Raw genomic sequence first — 17,423 nt, 5'->3', positions numbered from 1 at the left:
GGGTCAGTCCGCTTGCCCAGGCAATGCGGCTCGATCTTTGCCCATTGGGCGTCCGTCAGTACGTCACGATCCATCCATAGCGTGAATCACATCCGCACAACTTTGTGAATCCCCACAGACCCTAGTAGCGATCGACATTCAGCCTTGCCGGCCGATCTTCGTCATTTTCGGCCGAAACAGCCACCCCTTTCGTCACCCCGGACTTGTTCCGGGGGCCACGGCTCGGCAATCGGTGCGCCTTGAGGTTTTATCGACAGCGTTCGGGGCCAGGTGGACCCCGGAACAAGTCCGGGGTGACGACGCACGAAGGATGTCGATCGGCGCTACGCCGTCCCGGTGCTGGCATGCACCAGCCCGCCGTCGACGGTGATCGTCTCGCCCACCACATAGTCGCCGGCGCGCGACGCGAGGTAGATCGCCGCCCCCGCCATGTCCTCGTCGCGCCCGATCCGCCCCGCCGGGATGGCCTTCGCCAGCGATTCGCCATGGTCGCGCGCCGCCTTGTTCATGTCGCTGGCGAACGCGCCGGGCGCGATCCCCGACACATGGATCGAATCACGCGCCAGCCGCGCCGCCAGCCGCCGCGTCAGGTGGATCAGCGCCGCCTTCGACGCCTGATAGCTATACGTCTCCCACGGATTGATCCGCTGCCCGTCGATCGAGGCGATGTTGATGACCTTCGCCGGACGCTGCGGAGTAGCGCCGGCCTTGAGCAGCGGGTGAAGCGCTTGGGTCAGGAAGAACGGCGATTTGACGTTCAGGTCCATGACCTTGTCCCACCCTGCCTCGGGAAACTCGTCGAACGCGGCACCCCATGCCGCCCCGGCGTTGTTGACGAGAATATCGAGCGCGTCGACTTGGTCCCCCAATCGTTCGGCCAGCGCGCGGCATCCTGCGACGTCGCCCACGTCCTGCGGCAGCGCGGTCGCCCCGATCGCCTTCGCCGTCGCCCGGCACGCATCGGCATCGCGTGACGCGATGAACACCCGCGCCCCCTGCGCGACGAAGCCTTTTGCAATCATCCGCCCGATCCCGCGCGTACCGCCCGTCACCAATGCGGTCCGCCCGTCGAGCCGGAACAGCGTCGCCATGTCCATCGTGCCTCTCCCTCGGGGCGAGGCTACTTCACGCGAACCGGGCGCGCCACCGGTGGGTGACGCGCCCGTTGCGCTGGGGGGGGGGTGGGTTCACGCGAAGGCACGAAGAAGGGTTGTTCACGCGGAGGCGCGGAGACGCGGAGGGGGTGCGGTCGTTGCCACATACCGCCGCATCAGCGGCCGTCATCCCCTTGGCAACGGACGCAAACGTCTCCCGGTCGCGGAACGGATGCCACCAATGGACTCTCTCTGCGCCTCCGCGCCTCCGCGTGAACCAAAACCGGTCAGATGCGACCCAACCGATGGTACAAGTGAGCGAACTTGCTCGACTTGGGATCGTCGGCGATCGACTGGATATGGCTCGCCAGCGCTTCCTTGAGCAAACGGAAGTCCTCGGTCGAGAAAACGGCGCGGCTGCGGGTCGGTTCGGGCATTGTGTCTCTCCTTCGATGTAACGTTCAGGCGGCCTTGTCGAACTGGGCCGTTTCGGTGGATTCCTTCAGCGCGGTGGTCGACGAACTGCCGCCGGCTAGCGTGGTCGCCACGAGGTCGAAATAGCCGGTGCCCACCTCGCGCTGGTGGCGGGTCGCGGTGTAGCCATTGGCCTCGGCGGCGAATTCGGCCTGTTGCAGTTCGCTGTACGCCGCCATGCCGCGATCGCGGTAGCCGCGTGCCAGCTCGAACATGCCGAAGTTGAGCTGGTGGAACCCGGCCAGCGTCACGAACTGGAACTTGTACCCCATCGCCCCGATCTCCCGCTGGAAGCGGGCGATGTCGTCGCGGTCGAGGTTCTTTTCCCAGTTGAACGACGGCGAACAATTGTACGCGAGCAGCTTGTCTGGATATTCCTTGCGCACCGCCTCGGCGAAACGCCGCGCGTCGGCGAGGTTGGGCTTGCTCGTCTCCCACCACAACAGGTCGGCATGCGGCGCGAAGGCAATGCCGCGCGCGATGCAATGGTCGACGCCGGTGCCCTCCTGCAACCGGAAGAAGCCCTCGGGGGTCCGCTCGCCGGTCAGATACGGGTGGTCGCGCTCGTCGATGTCCGAGGTGATGAGGCGCGCACTTTCGGCATCGGTCCGCGCGCAGATGATGGTCGGTACGCCCGCCACATCCGCCGCGAGGCGCGCCGCGTCGAGGTTGCGGATATGCGCCTGCGTCGGAATAAGGACCTTGCCGCCCAGATGCCCGCACTTCTTCTCCGATGCCAGTTGGTCCTCGTAATGCACCCCGGCGACGCCGGCGGCGATATAGGCCTTCATGATCTCGAAACAGTTGAGCGGCCCGCCGAACCCGGCTTCGGCATCGGCGACGATCGGCGCGTACCAGTCGCGGCCGGCACCCCCCTCCATATGCTCGATCTGGTCGGCGCGCCCGAGCGTCGCGTTGATCCGCTTGGCCAGTTCCGGTCCGGCGTTCGACGGATAGAGCGACTGGTCGGGATACATCTGCCCGGCGGTGTTGGCGTCGGCCGCGACCTGCCAGCCCGACAGATAGATCGCCTTCAACCCGGCGCGCACCATCTGCATCGCCTGATTGCCCGACAGCGCGCCCAGCGCATGGACATAGTCCTCATTGTGCAGCAACTCCCACAACCGGTTCGCCCCGCGCCGTGCCAGCGTGTGTTCAACCATGACCGATCCGCGCAGCCGGGTGACGTCGGCCGGGGTGTAGGGCCGCTCGATCCCGTCGAAACGGCCGGGCGGGGCGGCGATGAGATCGGCGAAGTCCATGGTCATTTCCTTTACAGTCTGTCGTATCGTTGACAGGACAATGGCCTAGGAAACACGGTTTGCGCAGCCGGATCGCGCCGGAAATCGCGTCTGCCTGTTGTCGTTGATCCTCGTCCTGTTGTAGCATTGTAAAGAACTGACAACTCCCCTCCCTGGCAAGGGAGGGGTGGGGGGGTAGGCCCGCGAGGGAACGTAACGCCCGCCACAACCCGACCCACCCCCAGCCCTCCCTTTTTAGGGAGGCGAGAAAGAGCGCACATGGACACCAAGCTCTTCGCCGGTCACGCGGTTCGCCGCCTGCGCCGGGGCCATGCGCTGACCCAAGCGGCGATGGCGGCCGCGCTCGGCATCTCGCCCAGCTACCTCAACCTGATCGAGCGCAACCAGCGCCCGATCACCGCCGCGCTGCTCGTCGCGCTGTCCGAACGCTACGGCTTCGATGCCCGCACGCTGGCAGCGAGCGAGCCGGGCGGCGGCATCGATCCGATGCGGCGGCGACTCGCCGATCCGCTGTTCGCCGACCTCGCACTCGATCGCGGCGACATCGCCGAATGGCTGGCGAGCGCGCCGGGCGGCGCGGAGGCGTTCGCCCGCGCCTTCGACCGGCTGGGCGGCGGTGGGGCAGGAGTCGCCGTCGCCGACCCGGCGGTCGAGGCGCGCGCCGCGATCGAGCGCTGGCGCAACCATTTCCCCGATCTCGACGCCCAAGCCGAGGCGCTGGCCGACGAGCTACGCCAGAGCGGCGGCGATCCGGCGGCGGCGATGGCCGACCGGCTGCGCGTGCGCCACCATCTGTCGGTCCGGTTGTTGCCCGTCGAGACGATGCCCGACCACCTCCACCGCACCGATCTGCACGCGCGCCAGTTGCAATTGTCCGAACGGCTCGACCCCGCTTCGCGCAGCTTCGCGATGGCGCGCACGCTCGGCCATGTCGAGGCGCGCGCCGAGGTGGAGGCGCTGGTGCGCGGCGCGGGGCTGACCGATCGCACCGCCGAACAATGGCTGCGCCGCCACCTCCACGGCTATTTCGCCGCCGCCGTCATGATGCCCTATGCCCGCTTCCTGCGCGCGTGCGAGGCGACCGGCTATGACATCGCGCTGCTTGGCCGCCGCTTCGGCGCGGGGTTCGAACATGTCGCGCACCGGCTGACCACGCTCCACCGCGTCGGCGCGCGCGGGCTGTCGTTCTGCATGCTCCGCCTCGACCGTGCCGGACAGGTGTCGAAACGCTTCGCCGGGGCCAGCCAGTCGCCGCTGGTCGAAGGCACGCCCTGTCCGCTGCTCGGCGCGTTCGACGCCTTCGCGCGCGGCGGCGAGACGATCGTGCAATGCGTCGACCCGGAGGAGGGCGGCCGCTGGCTGACGCTCGCGCGTACCGTCACCCCGCCGGGTGCGCTGGCGGGCGAGGTCCGCGCGCGGTTCGTGGTGATGCTGGGCATCGCCGCCGAACAGGCGAGCGGCCTTGCGGCGGCACGCGGGCTGGACCTCGCCGCGCCGGGCGTGCCCGTCGGCCCCGGCTGCCGCGCCTGCACCCGCATCGCCTGCCCCCAACGCTCGGCCCCGCCGCTCGCCCGCGCGATGCGGATCGACGAACGCGAGGGGGGGCTAACCCCGTTCGCCTTCGCGGGGGATTGAGGCGCTGCTACAATGGCTTGCCCGACGTGCGCGACCCGCCCAAGCTGACGCGATGGAGACTATTCCGCTTCGAATCGCGTTGACCGGCCTTCTCGCTGCGGGGATCACGAACGCCCCGGCCAAGGCGCAGACGATCGCCAGGACGGAGGTTGAGCAAGGCGACGCGATGCGGCTCGCCGATCGTCTGCTTCCGCCCGAGATCCACAGGACCGTCGTCGGCGGCAGCATCCGGCGACAGTTCATACCCGGCACCGTCTTTGACGCATGGTATCGGACAGCACCGCGCGTCGCCGGACCCGACCTGTGCGAACGGACCGAGTATCGAGTCACGGTACAGGGCGGCCCGGTGGGTATCCCGATGCCCGACGACAGCGTGCTGACGATCCGTCCGCCTGAGAAATATCTCCGGTACGCGATCGTCTATCCCGCCCACACCGCCACGGCGCGCAATTGCGCCGCGAGCGATGGATTCGTATCAATCGGCACGAACGATCGTGAACGGCAACTCGCCGCCTACCGTCGATTGATCGCAACGATGCGCGCGGCGAAGGCAGGCGCACCGCTGCCGATGGATGTGCGTTGCGGGACGAGCGACGAAAAACCCGCCTGCACGGATTCGCGCAAGGCACTGGCCGCGCTGCCCCTCGACGCATTGTTCCGAATCGACATCGACAGCGGGATCAGCCGGGTGCTCAGTCGGATGGACCACGGCGTCGTCACGCAGCAGCAGCCCGTTGAATCCGGGGCACCTTATGCCGTCGAGCTGTCGTTCGGCCCTTCCGGCGATGATTACCGATCGTGGCGCCTGTCATGGCGGGAGGACGACACCGCCCGGCCACGGTTGCTGCTCGCACGGCATGCCGTGATCTACCACTGACTGGCCGGGGCCGGGGGGCGAAGGTCACGTCTCCTTAAGCCCTCCCATGGTAAACGGCTGCCGATGCGTATCCTTCATGTTCTCGACCATGGGTTGCCGCTGCACAGCGGCTATACGTTCCGCACCCGCGCGATCCTGACCGCGCAGATGGGGCGGGGGTGGGAGGTCGCCGCCGTCACCGGCCCGCGCCAGGGCGTCACGCACGTTCCGCGCGAGACGATCGACGGCATCGATTTCCACCGTACCGCACCCATTGCCCCGTTGCCCTCGCCGCTCGGCGAAGTGCGTGAGATCCGTGCCTTCGCCCGGTCGATCGAACGGGTGGTGGAATTGGTGAAGCCCGACATCCTCCACGCCCATTCGCCGGTGCTGGGCGCGCTGGCGGCGATGGGGGTGGCGAAGCGCCACCGCCTGCCGCTGGTCTATGAAATCCGTGCCTTCTGGGAAGATGCCTCGGTCGGCAACGGCACCGGGACCGAAGGCTCGCTGCGCTACCGCACCACCCGCGCGCTCGAAACCCACGCGGTGCGGAAAGTCGACGGCGTCGCGGTGATCTGCGAGGGGCTGCGGCGCGACCTGATCGCGCGCGGCATCGCGTCCGACAAGATCATGGTGTCCCCCAACGGCGTCGACCTGACGCTGTTCGGCACGCCGCCGCCTCCCGACACCGCGCTCGCCGCCGAACTGGGCCTGGCCGGCAAGGACGTGCTCGGCTTCATCGGCAGCTTCTACGATTACGAGGGGCTTGACACGCTGATCGCGGCGATGCCCGCGCTGGTCGCCGCCCGCCCGAACGTCGCCCTCTTGCTGGTCGGCGGCGGGCCGATGGAGGCCGACCTGCGCGCCCGCGCCGCCGCCTCGCCGGTGGCCGATGCGATCCGCTTCGTCGGCCGGGTGCCGCACGATCAGGTCGAGCGCTATTACGGCCTCGTCGATCTGCTGGTCTATCCGCGCAAGGCGATGCGGCTGACCGACCTCGTCACGCCGCTCAAACCGTTGGAAGCCATGGCGCAGCGCCGCCTCGTCGCGGCATCCGACGTCGGCGGCCACCGCGAGCTGATCCGCGACGGCGACACCGGCACGCTGTTCCCACCCGACGATCCCGCCGCGCTCGCGACCCGTGTCGCCGCCCGCCTCGCCGATCGCAGCGACTGGGACGCGATGCGCGATCGCGGCCGCGCCTTCGTCGAGCGCGAGCGCGACTGGGCAAGCAACGTCGCGCGCTACGAACCCCTCTACCAGCGGCTGATCGCCGCCAACCGATCGGACGGGTGATGGCCACGACCCACGCGCCACGCCAACCGGGCCTGCCGCTCGCCCCCACCGTCGCGGGGGTGGCCGGGCTGGCCGTCGTCGCGCTGGTCGCGCTCGTGCCCGCATGGCGGATCGAGGCGGCGGTGATGGCCAGCGGCCTGCCCGCGCTGCTTCCTGCCGCAGCACCGCCGCTCGGCTGGACCGCGCGCGCCGGGCTGATGCTCGGCTTCGGCGGGCTGGTGACGGTGCTGCTGTGGCTGGGGCTGATGCTGCTCGCGCCCGCCGCGGTGCTGCCGCTTCCGCGCCGCAAGCCCAAGGCCAAACCGCGCCGTGCCGAGGTCCCGCCCTCGGTCCGGCGCGCCGATGCCCATCCCGACGCGCCGCCGCGCCCGCCGGTCCGCGCCGACCGCGATCTCGGCGCGCCGTTCCTCGACACGCCGCTGGTGCCCGCCACCCCGGACGGCGAACGCACGATCCCGCGCGATCTCGATATGCCGCTGGCGATGTTCGATCCCGACGCGCTGCCCGCCGCCCCGGCCGCACCGACGCCTACCGTCAAGCCGCTGTTCCGCCCCGATGCGGTGACGCTGCCCGAGGATCGTCAAACCGACCCGATTCCCCTCCCGGACAAGGGAGGGGCCGGGGATGAGTCGGCCGCTGAGGAAACGCCACCGCCAGCCCTCGACCAACCCACTCCCGACCCGTCGCTTGTCGGGGAGGGGAGCGACAGCCGCCCCGAAGCAGCCGCGTCGAAACCCGATCTACAGTCCCTGCCGAAACCGACCGGCGAACCCTCGTTGTCGGCCCTCCTCGCCCGTCTCGACGAGGGTCTGTCGCGGCGCGATCCGCTGCCCGAACCCCCGGTACAGACCGAACCGCCAGCCCCGATCGCCCCGCAGGCTGTGCCTACGCCGATCGCCACCTCCGAACCGCCACCACCCGAACCACCCGCCACGCCCGAACCGCCGGCACCGCGCGTCCCCGCAGGGCTCGCCGCCACGCTCGGCCAGCTCCGCCGCATGGCAACGGGCGAAAAGGAATAGGGGCGTCCCGGCCCCTAAACTCCGATTCGTCCGAACCGAAGCGTCGCCCCAGCGATGGCTGGGGCCTCATGCGGCTCCTGCCGTGCGCCGTCCACGGGAGATCCCAGCCTGCACTGGGATGACGATTGTTTCAGGTCTAGGGCCGATCGACATTCAACATTGTCGGCCAATCTTCGTCATTTTCGGCCGCAACAGCCACCCCTTTCGTCACCCCGGACTTGTTCCGGGGTCCACGGCTCGGCAATCGGTGCGCCTTGAGGCTGTATCGACAGCGCTTGGGGCCAGGTGGACCCCGGAACAAGTCCGGGGTGACGACGCGCGAAGGAATGTCGATCGGCCCCAGTCCCCTTGTCACCCCGGAACAAATCTTCGGCGACGAGGCAAGCCAGCGCTTCCGACCCCCCTACCGCTTCTCCACCGTCAGCACATCAAGGTCGGCGACCCCCGCCGCCACCCGCGCCACCGCGACATCGGCGACCAGATGCCCGCGCAGCGGCAGTTCCGCCTCACTCAGCGTCGCCAGCCACGTCGCGAACCCGCCATCCTCGCTCGTCACCGTCAGCCGGTGCTTCGCCCCGTTGAACGTGGCGCTTGCCCAGCGTGTCCAGTCCGACGCGGTGATGACGATGGTCACGCCCACCGCCTCCGCCGCGATCCGCAATCGCCGCTCCAGCAGCGTCGCCGCATCGGGTCCCCGGCTCATCGTGCCCCCTCCCGCTGGGCGATATAGGATTCGATCCGCGCGACCATCGCCGGTCGGGGGATGCGCCCCCGCCGCAGGTCGCCGATCAGCCGCGGATCGCCCACCGCGCAGCGTCCGAATTTCGTCTCCGCCATGCCCGTCTTCTCCAGATGCTGGCCGATCCTCGCCAGAATGATGTTCACCTGCGCCTCCCACCGCTGCATTGATTAGTTCTTGTTCTGTTCTTGTAAATCCAACTTGTCTAGGATTTTTCCTATGTGTAGGATGCGGTAATGGACCCGGCCGACCCTCGCACCGCGATCGCCCATGCCGCGCAGGCACGCGGCGTCAGCCTGATGGAGCTGTCACGGCTGATTGGCCGCAACCCGGCCTATATCCAGCAGTTCGTCGAACGCGGCACCCCGCGCCGGCTGGCCGAGGGCGATCGGACGATCCTCGCGCGCTATCTCGGCATCGCCGAAACGCTGCTCGGCGCGCCCCCCGCGCGCGAATGGGTGGCGGTGCCCCGCATCGATGCGACCGCATCGGCGGGGCCGGGCGGCCTGCTGGGCGACGATGCCGCCGATGGCGTCCACCGGCTCGACGCCGATCTGCTGCGCGCGTTGCGCGTGCGCGCCGCCGATGCCTCGATGATCGCGGTGCGCGGCGATTCGATGGAACCGACGCTGGCCGACGGCGACATGATCCTTGTCGATCAGGGCGACCGACGCGGCCAGTCGGGCCGGATCCATGTCGTCCGCCACGACGGGCTGTTGCTGGTCAAGCGGCTCGCCCGCGCGCCCGGCGGGGTGGAGCTGGTCAGCGACAATCCCGCCTATCCGCCGGTCGTGCTGGCCACGCCGCCGGACATCGTCGGTCGTGTCGTCTGGCTGTCACGAAGGCTGTGATACACCGGCAGGCGATGCGACCCCCGCCTGCTCGAATGATCGCTGCATAACACCAATCTATTTCTGTTTTACAGAAACATTTTGCTGTCTTACACAAGCGTTATCGGCGGCGCGGGAGTCGCTGCCGATCGAGCGAAAGGGATAGTGATGAACATGAAACTGCTGGTGGCGACCGGCGCGGCGATGGTCGCGTCGGCGATGCCGGGCCATGCCCAGGACCGGCTGAACACTGCCTTTACCGGCGGCTATGCCGGGGCCGAGATCGGCGTGCAGGAGCATCATTTCGATCTCGAGATCACCGTGCCGCTGTTCAACGTGACCGAGACGAACACCTATCGCTCGCGCGGGGTGGCGGGCGGTGCCTTCGCCGGGTTCGACCTTGCCGTCGCGCCGCGCGTGCGGCTCGGGGCCGAAGCGGCGATCGGCACCGGCGGGACGCAGGCGACCGCACGGCTGCCCGGCGGCGTCTATGCCGAGGATCCGCAATGGAACTACCGCGTCGGCGGGCGTGCCGGCTATGTCATCGGCGACCATGCGCTGGTCTATGCCACGCTCGGCTATGGCGCGCACCGGGTGCGCGTCACCGACGATTTCGCCGTCGAGGGTGCCTCGGACTGGAGCCACAGCGTCACCTATGGCGGCGGCATCGAGGTTCGCGCGTCGCGCCGGATCGGCGTCCGCCTCGACTATCGCGAACTGGCGGGGGTCAACCGCACGCTGATGCTCGGGGTGCCGGTGCGTTTCTAGGACCGATCGATATTCGGCATTTCCGGCCGATCTTCGTCATTTTCGGCCGAAACGGCCGCCCGTTCGTCACCCCGGACTGGTTCCGGGGTGACGATGCGGCATGGATCGAAGTCTGGAAATCTGTTCGGAAACGCTACCCGCGCCGGTCGCGCCGCCAGATGACGATTGCGATCACGACGCCGATCGCGAAGCCGGCCAGCACGCCGATCGTTGCCTCGCCGGCCAGCGCGCCGCCGATTGCCCCGGCCATGGTGCCGATCGCGATCGGCAGGCCGCCGGCGCGCGGAGTGTGGGAAGGATCGCTCATCGCGCGCCCTCCTGCCACAATCGCCGCGCCCATGCTACCATCCGGCGCAGCAACGCTGGTTTAGCCCCTTGGCGGCGGCTACCCCCACGGGCTAGGACGGCTGCCATGTCGAGTGTCCGGCTTGTGTTGCTGTTGAGCGCCGGATGGCTCGTGGTCGTCGCCGCGCCCGCGCGTGCGCAGGATGTACCGCTCGCCCCCGATGCGCCCTTGGCCGACCTGCCCGACATCGGCGTCGCCTGGCCCGAGATCGCGCCCGAACCGGCCGATCCGCTGGCCGCGATCCGATCGGTTAACGCGGCGGGGGAGACGCGCTACAATTACCGCATCACCGGCATCGACGCGATCGACACCGACCTGTTCCGCCAGCGCTTCAACGAACTCTCGACGTTGCGCGCGAACGAAGGCGAACCGGCCAACGCCGCCCAGATCGATCGCCGCGCGCGCGAGGATGCCCGCACCCTCGACGAACTGCTGCGCAACGAAGGCTATTTCGATGCGCGCATCGCCACCAGCGTCCGGCCCGAAGGCGACCGGCTGATCGTCTACCTCGAAGTCGAACCGGGCGAACGCTACCGCTTCGCGCAGGTCCGCACGCCGGGCATCGCCGCCGCCGGCGCCAAGGCCGAAACCTTGCGCGAAGCCTTCCCGATCGCGCCGCAGGCCCCCGTGCAGGGCGACACCATCGTCGCCGCGCAGGAAAAGCTCACCGAGACCATCGGCCGCGAAGGCTTCCCCTTCGCCAAGGTCGGCGAGCCCGAGATCACCGTCGACCATGCCACGCGCACCGCGACGATCGAGGTGCCGGTCCAGCCCGGCGGCGAGCGTCGCTTCGGCCGGATCGTCGCCCGCCCCAACCGCGTGTTCGATGGCGATCATGCCCAGGACATCGCCCGCTTCAAACCTGGCGAGACCTATGATTCGACGCTGGTCGACGATCTGCGCCGCGCGATCGTTCAGACCAGCCTCGTCTCGCAGGTCCGCCTGACCCCGGTCGAGGGACAGGTGCCCGGCACCGTCGACCTCGATCTCGCGATGGAGCCCGCGCCGCCGCGCACCATCGCCGCCGAACTGGGTTATGGCACGGGCGAAGGCGCGCGGGTCGAGGGGAGCTGGACCCACCGCAACCTGTTCCCCCCCGAAGGCGCGCTGACGTTGCGCGGCGTGCTGGGCACGCGCGAGCAGGTCGCGGCCGTCACCTTCCGCCGCAACAATTTCCACGGCCGCGACCGGGTGCTGACCGGCCAGATCGCCGCCACCCATCTCGTGCGCGATGCGTTCGAGGCGAACACCGTCTCGCTCTCGGGCAGCCTCGAGCGCCAGACCAACATCTTCTTTCAAAAGACATGGACGTGGTCCTTGGGCGCCGAGCTGCTGGCGACCGACGAGCGCGACGTGATCGTCGCCACCGGCGATCCACGCCGGCGGACCTATTTCATCGGCGCGGTGCCGACCAGCCTCAACTACGACGGGTCCGACGACCTGCTGAACCCGACGCGCGGCTTCCGCCTCGGCGGCCGGTTCAGCCCCGAACTGTCGTTGCAGGGCGACGTGTTCGGCTACACCCGCGTGCAGCTCGACGGCAGCGTCTACAAGTCGGTGAACGACCGCGTCGTGCTCGCCGGTCGTGCGCGGATCGGCTCGATTCTCGGCGCACCGCGCGATGCGGTCGCCCCGTCGCGGCGCTTCTATGCCGGCGGCGGCGCGTCGGTGCGCGGCTATGGTTTCCAGAGCATCGGCCCGCGCGATCCCAACAACGATCCGATCGGCGGCCGCAGCCTCGCCGAATTCTCGATCGAGGCGCGGGTGCGCGCGTTCGGCAATTTCGGCGTCGTGCCGTTCCTCGACGCGGGCAACATCGATACCTCGCCGCTGCCCGGCCTGTCGGACCTGCGCTACGGCGCGGGGATCGGGGTGCGCTATTACAGCAATTTCGGCCCGATCCGCGTCGACGTCGGCACGCCGATCAACCCGCAGCGCGGCGACCCGCGCATCGCCGTCTATGTCTCGCTCGGACAGGCGTTTTGAGCGAGCCCGACGCCGCACCGCCGCCGGCCAAACCGCGCATCGGCTGGGGCCGCCGGCTGCTGCAACTGCTGCTGGCGATCGTCGTCGCCATCGCCGGCCTGCTGATCGCGATCGATACCGGTCCCGGCCACCGGCTGATCGCCAACCGCATCGCGACATTGAAGCCCACCAACGGCATGCGCTACCGCATCGGCCGGATCGAAGGCTCGATCTACCGCAACCCCCGGCTGGTCGACGTCCGCATCTATGACCCGCAGGGCCTCGTGCTGCGCGCGCCGCTGGCGCAGCTCGACTGGCGGCCATGGGACTATTGGTCGAACCGCCTGTCGATCACCCGCCTGCACATCCCGCGCGCGATCCTCGCCAAACTGCCGCAACCGACGCCGACCGGCCGGCGCGGGCCGATCCTGCCGTCGTTCGACATCCGCATCGGCCGCCTCTCGGTCGACCGACTCGAACTTGCCCGCGCCGTCACCGGAACCCCGCGTATCGGCCGGCTGCTCGGGCAGGCCGATATTCGCTCGGGGCGGGCGCTGGTCGACCTCGCACTCGACATCGCGCGCAGCGACCGGTTGCGGCTGCGCCTCGACGTCGAACCCGATCGCGACCGCTTCGACGTCGAGCTGCGCGCGCGCGGCGTCGCCGACGGCCTGCTCGCCACTGCCAGCGGCATCCGCCGTCCGCTCGATCTCACGCTCACCGGCGACGGCCGTTGGAGCGCATGGGACGGCCGCCTCGCCGCCACCGCCGCCGGCCAGTCGATCGCCGACCTCGACCTTGCCGTTCGCGCCGGCCGCTACGCGTTGAACGGCACGCTCGCGCCGTCGGTGTTGCTGCAAGGCAAGCTGCAACGCCTCACCGCCCCCCGGGTCCGCGTCACCGGCAACGCCATCTTCGCCAACCGCCGGATCGACGGTCAGCTCGCGCTGCGCAGCCCCGCGCTCGCGCTCGAAGCCGACGGCATCGTCGATCTGGGCACCAGCGCGTTTCGCGACCTGCGCCTGCGCGCCCGCCTGCTGCGCCCGGCATCGCTGTTCCCCAACATGACCGGCCGCGCCATCGAACTGCGCGCGATCCTCGATGGCGCGTTCGCCACCGCGAAGTTCGACTATCGCCTGCGCGCCGACCGGCTGGCGTTCGACCAGACCGGGTTCGAGGGCGTGGTCGCCGCCGGGCAGGGGCGGTTGAGCCGCGCCCCCGTCACCATCCCGATCCGCCTCGCCGCAAAGCGCGTCACCGGCATCGGCGAGGTCGCCGGCGGCATCCTGCGCAACCTCTCGGTCGTGGGCAATCTCCGCGTCGATGCGCGCACCCTCGTCGGCAACGACCTGATCGTGCGGTCGGACAAGCTGAACGGCCGGATCATGCTTACGCTCGATCTCGCCACCGGCCGCTACGACATCGGCATCAGCGGCGCGCTCAACCGCTATCTGATCCCCGGTCTGGGCGTCGTCGACGTGCAGACCCGGCTCAACGCGGTGCCGATCCCGGGCGGCGGCACCCGCATTATCGGGCGGGGCATGGCGCAGGTCCGCCAGCTCGACAACGGCTTCTTCCGCTCGCTGACCGTCGGCCTGCCCCGCATCGAAACCGGGCTAGAACGCGGCCGCGACGGCACGCTGTATCTGCGCGGCCTGCGGCTGACCTCGCCCGGCCTGACGCTCACCGGCAACGGCTATCGCCGTCGCGACGGCAGTTTCCATATCGAAGCGGTCGGGCGGCAGGCGACCTATGGCCCGGTGCGACTTAACCTCGACGGCGACATCTCGCGCCCGACGCTCGACCTGCGCTTCGCCAGCCCCAACGCGACGCTCGGCCTGTCCGATGTCGTCGCCCATCTCGATCCCACGCCGCAGGGCTTCGCCTACCGCGCTACCGGTGGTTCGCGTCTCGGCCCGTTCACTGCGCAAGGGGCGATCCTGTTGCCGAGCGGCGGCACCGCGCGCATCGCGGTCGACGCGCTGGAGGTCAGCGGCACCCGCGCCACCGGCGGCGTCGATATTGTCGAGGACGGCTTTCTCGGCCGCCTGACCGTCGCCGGCGGTGGCCTGTCGGGGACGATCGACTTCCGTCCGCAGGGCCAGGACCAGCGCATCGACCTCGCGCTCGACGCCGCGCGTGCCCGCCTCGGCAGCATCGGCGAGGTTCGGCGCGGCCGCCTCGAAGCAGCGATCGTGCTCGGCGACGCCACCAGCCTCGACGCCACCGTAACCGCACAGGGGTTCCGTCGCGGCAAATTGTCGATCGCACGGATGGCGGGCAACCTCCGTCTCGTGAACGGCGTCGGCGAGGCACGCGCCTCGATCGCCGGCTCGCGTGGCCGCGCCTTCGCGATCCAGAGCGTCATCGGCATCACCGAAGACGAATATCGCATCTCGGCGGAAGGCACGCTCGATCGCCGTCCGCTCAAACTCGAAACGCCGGCCGTCCTGCGTCGCGACGGCGCGGGCTGGCGGCTTGGCGATACCCGCTTCACCTTCGCCGGCGGTAGCGCCACGATCGCCGGCGCGCTCACCGGCACCCGCAGCGAGGTCAACCTCGACGTCGCACGCATGCCGCTTGCCGTGCTCGACATCGGCTATCCCGGCCTTGGGTTGGGCGGCACCGCCTCGGGCAAGATCGCCTATGCGCAGGATGGCGAGACTCCCTCAGGGCGCGTCGACCTGACCATTCGCGGCCTGACCCGATCGGGGCTGGTCCTTTCCTCGACGCCGATCGACGTCGGCATCGCCGCCGTGCTCGACGCCAACCGGGCGGGCCTGCGCGCCGTCATGGCCAGCGGCGGCAAGACCATCGGCCGCGCGCAGGCCCGGCTGGCACCACTGGGTGGCGGCGACCTCGCCACCCGTATCGCCAATGCGCCGCTGTTCGCGCAGCTTCGCTACGGTGGCCCCGCCGATACGCTATGGCGGCTGACCGGCATCGAACTGTTCGACCTGTCCGGCCCGGTCGCGGTCGGTGCCGACGTCACCGGCCGCCTTGCCGATCCGCGCATTCGCGGCGTCGTGCGCTCCAGCGGCGCGCGGATCGAAAGTTCGATCACCGGCACCGTCCTGACCGGGGTCGAGGCGCAGGGTCGCTTCGACGGATCGCAATTGGTCATCGATCGCTTCGCCGCCAGCGACGGGCGGCAGGGGCGCGTCACCGGCACCGGCAATTTCGAATTCGCGGCGGTGCGCGGCTTCGGCATCGACCTGTCGCTCAATGCCGATCGCGCGCGGCTCATTAATACCGATTCGATCGGCGCAACCGTCACCGGGCCGATCCGGGTGAAGAGCGACGGCGCGGGCGGGGTGATTTCCGGGCAGGTGCGGATGGACGGCAGCCGCTATCGGCTGGGCCGCGCCACCGCCACCGCGCCGCTGCCGCGCCTCAATATCCGCGAGATCAACCGCCCCGACGGCGACGACGAAGTCACCGCCGCCGCCACGCCATGGCGGCTCGACCTGCGCGCGCGTGCGCCCGGCGGGCTGATCGTCACCGGTCTCGGCCTCACCAGCGAATGGTCCGCCGACCTCGCCATCACCGGCGAGCCGACCAACCCGGTTATCAACGGCCGGGCCGACCTAATCCGCGGCAATTATGAATTCGCCGGCCGCGAGTTTCAGATCGATCGCGGCGCGCTGCGCTTCAACGGCGAAATCCCCGCCGATCCGGCGATCGACATCGTCGCCAACGCCGATACGCAGGGGCTGAACGCCACCATCCGCGTCGCCGGCACCGCGACCCGGCCGGAAATCAGCTTCCAGAGCGTGCCCGCGCTGCCCGAGGACGAACTGCTCTCGCGGCTGCTATTCGGCACCTCGATCACCAACCTGTCCGCGCCTGAGGCGCTGCAACTGGCCGCGGCCGTCGCCGCACTCCAGAACGGGGAAGGGGGCCTCAACCCGATCAACGCCGTCCGCCGTGCCGCCGGATTGGACCGTCTGCGCATCCTCCCCGCCGATCCGCAGACGGGACAGGGCACCTCGGTCGCCGCCGGCAAATATCTGACCCGCCGCTTCTATGCGGAGATCGTGACCGACGGGCAGGGCTACAGCGCCACCCGCATCGAATTCCAGGTCACGCGCTGGCTCTCGCTCCTCTCCTCGATCTCGACGATCGGCCGCCAGAGCGTGAACGTGCGCGTGTCGCGCGATTATTGAGGCTCCCTTGGCCCCACACCCTCGCTCCGGCGAAGGCTGGAGTCTTGACCGGCGCCTGCCCCGCAGTCGCAATGGATCATCGCTGTCCTACATCCCTGGCCAGCGGCTACACCCACCCCGGAGCGCAACAAGCGCCACGCTCTTTGACATGATCGAGGACATCTACCGGCCAGCCATGTGAACCTCGCCCTTGCGGCATGGTCTGTGACGTCTGCACGACGTAAACGTACACCTCGGACGTTCAGATAGGTTGATCCGCCAAGTAACGGAAAACGAACGGATAGCCTCCGCGGCGTCAATTCTCGCCACGACGTCGTTAGTGTAAACTTTGTAAACTTACGCCGCCGCCCGCACCGGCACCGACGCATTATACAGGCTGGCCCCGCGCTCGTCGCGCAGGTCGAACGACAGCAGGTCGCCCGCCACCTGCACCATGCCGAACCCGGCGGCGGCGCGGCAGAAGCGCGTACCCTCGACCGCCGCGACCGGCCGCGCCTCCATGCCCCCGCCGCACTGGATCATGTCGATCCCGTCGCGCCGGATATGTTGCAGGTCATGGTCGTGCCCCGCGATATAGGCCTGCACACCATGCCGTTTCAGGATCGGCAGCACCCGTTCGATGATCTCCGGCTGGTCGCCATGGCCGCTGCCGCCCGAGCGGATCGGATGATGCCCCGTCACGACCTTCCACTTGGCGCGCGAACCGCTAAGCGTCGCGTCGAGCCACGCCAGTTGCACGGCGGTATCCTGCGACCGGGTATTGCTGCCGATCACCCCGTCGTTGCTCCGATACCGCTCGACGAACGGTGAGGTATCGATCGCGAGCAACTCGACATCGGCGCGCGCTAGAGCAGATTCCGTTCAGTACGCATCGTATCCGGCAGCGGCGAAGTAGTTGGCGCACTCAGCGGGCGTGTAGGTGTCGATGGCGGCGCCGATGGCGCGGGACAGGTCGTCGACGGTGCGCGCA

At 69.2% G+C, this 17,423-nt stretch carries 15 protein-coding genes; 8 read left to right on the top strand and 7 right to left on the bottom strand.

Features of this window, described 5'->3' with window-relative positions; genetic code table 11:
• Positions 1 to 323: 323 nt before the first annotated feature.
• The 3 genes from LRA89_RS20140 to aceA all read right to left on the bottom strand — a co-directional run bounded on the left by LRA89_RS20140 (position 324) and on the right by aceA (position 2,830).
• Complete coding sequence (locus LRA89_RS20140) at positions 324 to 1,097, bottom strand: SDR family oxidoreductase (protein WP_329958532.1); 774 nt, start codon at positions 1,095 to 1,097, stop codon at positions 324 to 326.
• 284 nt (positions 1,098 to 1,381) lie between these two features.
• Positions 1,382 to 1,531 (bottom strand): hypothetical protein, encoded by a 150-nt coding sequence (locus LRA89_RS20135; RefSeq protein ID WP_230772794.1) that lies wholly within the window; start codon positions 1,529 to 1,531, stop codon positions 1,382 to 1,384.
• A gap of 24 nt (positions 1,532 to 1,555) precedes the next feature.
• Entirely contained in the window at positions 1,556 to 2,830 is a 1,275-nt protein-coding gene (gene aceA, locus LRA89_RS20130; protein ID WP_230772793.1) for an isocitrate lyase, read from the bottom strand.
• Between the two features lie 258 nt (positions 2,831 to 3,088).
• Between aceA and LRA89_RS20125 the strand changes: the two genes are divergently transcribed.
• From LRA89_RS20125 to LRA89_RS20535, 4 genes are all read left to right on the top strand, one after another.
• The gene (locus LRA89_RS20125) at positions 3,089 to 4,465 is read left to right on the top strand and encodes a helix-turn-helix domain-containing protein (protein WP_230772792.1); all 1,377 of its coding nucleotides are present in this window, start codon (positions 3,089 to 3,091) and stop codon (positions 4,463 to 4,465) included.
• A 79-nt stretch (positions 4,466 to 4,544) separates the two neighbouring features.
• Positions 4,545 to 5,342: a hypothetical protein gene (locus LRA89_RS20120; RefSeq protein ID WP_056497870.1), complete on the top strand. Its 798-nt coding sequence runs from the start codon at positions 4,545 to 4,547 to the stop codon at positions 5,340 to 5,342.
• A gap of 63 nt (positions 5,343 to 5,405) precedes the next feature.
• Entirely contained in the window at positions 5,406 to 6,617 is a 1,212-nt protein-coding gene (locus tag LRA89_RS20115) for a TIGR04063 family PEP-CTERM/XrtA system glycosyltransferase (RefSeq protein WP_230772791.1), read from the top strand.
• Positions 6,617 to 7,639, top strand: a complete 1,023-nt coding sequence (locus LRA89_RS20535) for a hypothetical protein (protein WP_268934962.1) — start codon at positions 6,617 to 6,619, stop codon at positions 7,637 to 7,639. Before LRA89_RS20115 ends, LRA89_RS20535 begins: the two co-directional genes overlap by 1 nt.
• A gap of 403 nt (positions 7,640 to 8,042) precedes the next feature.
• Here the strand turns inward: LRA89_RS20535 and LRA89_RS20105 are convergent, their stop codons facing one another.
• Positions 8,043 to 8,342 carry a hypothetical protein gene (locus tag LRA89_RS20105; RefSeq protein WP_230772790.1) on the bottom strand — a complete coding sequence of 100 codons (300 nt, stop codon included), beginning with the start codon at positions 8,340 to 8,342 and terminating at the stop codon, positions 8,043 to 8,045.
• Positions 8,339 to 8,545 carry a hypothetical protein gene (locus LRA89_RS20100; RefSeq protein ID WP_230772789.1) on the bottom strand — a complete coding sequence of 69 codons (207 nt, stop codon included), beginning with the start codon at positions 8,543 to 8,545 and terminating at the stop codon, positions 8,339 to 8,341. Before LRA89_RS20100 ends, LRA89_RS20105 begins: the two co-directional genes overlap by 4 nt.
• A 69-nt stretch (positions 8,546 to 8,614) precedes the next feature.
• Here LRA89_RS20100 and LRA89_RS20095 point away from each other — a divergent pair, with 69 nt between their 5' ends.
• Complete coding sequence (locus LRA89_RS20095) at positions 8,615 to 9,229, top strand: S24 family peptidase (protein WP_230772788.1); 615 nt, start codon at positions 8,615 to 8,617, stop codon at positions 9,227 to 9,229.
• 147 nt (positions 9,230 to 9,376) lie between these two features.
• Positions 9,377 to 9,976: an outer membrane protein gene (locus tag LRA89_RS20090; RefSeq protein WP_230772787.1), complete on the top strand. Its 600-nt coding sequence runs from the start codon at positions 9,377 to 9,379 to the stop codon at positions 9,974 to 9,976.
• A gap of 133 nt (positions 9,977 to 10,109) precedes the next feature.
• On the opposite strand, the gene LRA89_RS20085 is transcribed toward LRA89_RS20090, so the two are convergent.
• A complete protein-coding gene (locus tag LRA89_RS20085; protein ID WP_230772786.1) occupies positions 10,110 to 10,283 on the bottom strand; it encodes a hypothetical protein in 174 nt (57 codons plus the stop codon).
• A gap of 105 nt (positions 10,284 to 10,388) precedes the next feature.
• Between LRA89_RS20085 and LRA89_RS20080 the strand changes: the two genes are divergently transcribed.
• Both LRA89_RS20080 and LRA89_RS20075 read left to right on the top strand, forming a co-directional pair.
• Entirely contained in the window at positions 10,389 to 12,308 is a 1,920-nt protein-coding gene (locus LRA89_RS20080; RefSeq protein ID WP_230772784.1) for an autotransporter assembly complex protein TamA, read from the top strand.
• On the top strand, positions 12,305 to 16,453 hold the full coding sequence (locus LRA89_RS20075; RefSeq protein WP_230772783.1) for a translocation/assembly module TamB domain-containing protein: 4,149 nt from the start codon (positions 12,305 to 12,307) through the stop codon (positions 16,451 to 16,453). The genes LRA89_RS20080 and LRA89_RS20075 overlap by 4 nt, the downstream gene beginning before the upstream one ends.
• A 336-nt stretch (positions 16,454 to 16,789) precedes the next feature.
• On the opposite strand, the gene LRA89_RS20070 is transcribed toward LRA89_RS20075, so the two are convergent.
• Complete coding sequence (locus tag LRA89_RS20070; RefSeq protein ID WP_230772782.1) at positions 16,790 to 17,281, bottom strand: metallophosphoesterase; 492 nt, start codon at positions 17,279 to 17,281, stop codon at positions 16,790 to 16,792.
• Between the last annotated feature and the right edge of the window lie 142 nt (positions 17,282 to 17,423).

Source organism: Sphingomonas sp. Leaf4, from assembly GCF_920939515.1.
Taxonomy (GTDB): domain Bacteria; phylum Pseudomonadota; class Alphaproteobacteria; order Sphingomonadales; family Sphingomonadaceae; genus Sphingomonas.
The sequence above is the reverse complement of the archived record's forward strand: the minus strand, read 5'-3'. Positions and strand labels throughout refer to the sequence as shown.

Excerpts from the sequence above, each read along its gene's own strand:
- LRA89_RS20140 (WP_329958532.1), bottom strand. The coding sequence starts at position 1,097 with ATGGACATGGCGACGCTGTTCCGGCTCGACGGGCGGACCGCATTGGTG.
- LRA89_RS20100 (WP_230772789.1), bottom strand. The coding sequence starts at position 8,545 with ATGCAGCGGTGGGAGGCGCAGGTGAACATCATTCTGGCGAGGATCGGC.
- aceA (WP_230772793.1), bottom strand. The coding sequence starts at position 2,830 with ATGGACTTCGCCGATCTCATCGCCGCCCCGCCCGGCCGTTTCGACGGG.
- LRA89_RS20080 (WP_230772784.1), top strand. The coding sequence starts at position 10,389 with ATGTCGAGTGTCCGGCTTGTGTTGCTGTTGAGCGCCGGATGGCTCGTG.
- LRA89_RS20090 (WP_230772787.1), top strand. The coding sequence starts at position 9,377 with ATGAACATGAAACTGCTGGTGGCGACCGGCGCGGCGATGGTCGCGTCG.
- LRA89_RS20105 (WP_230772790.1), bottom strand. The coding sequence starts at position 8,342 with ATGAGCCGGGGACCCGATGCGGCGACGCTGCTGGAGCGGCGATTGCGG.
- LRA89_RS20125 (WP_230772792.1), top strand. The coding sequence starts at position 3,089 with ATGGACACCAAGCTCTTCGCCGGTCACGCGGTTCGCCGCCTGCGCCGG.
- LRA89_RS20095 (WP_230772788.1), top strand. The coding sequence starts at position 8,615 with ATGGACCCGGCCGACCCTCGCACCGCGATCGCCCATGCCGCGCAGGCA.
- LRA89_RS20135 (WP_230772794.1), bottom strand. The coding sequence starts at position 1,531 with ATGCCCGAACCGACCCGCAGCCGCGCCGTTTTCTCGACCGAGGACTTC.
- LRA89_RS20115 (WP_230772791.1), top strand. The coding sequence starts at position 5,406 with ATGCGTATCCTTCATGTTCTCGACCATGGGTTGCCGCTGCACAGCGGC.
- LRA89_RS20535 (WP_268934962.1), top strand. The coding sequence starts at position 6,617 with ATGGCCACGACCCACGCGCCACGCCAACCGGGCCTGCCGCTCGCCCCC.
- LRA89_RS20085 (WP_230772786.1), bottom strand. The coding sequence starts at position 10,283 with ATGAGCGATCCTTCCCACACTCCGCGCGCCGGCGGCCTGCCGATCGCG.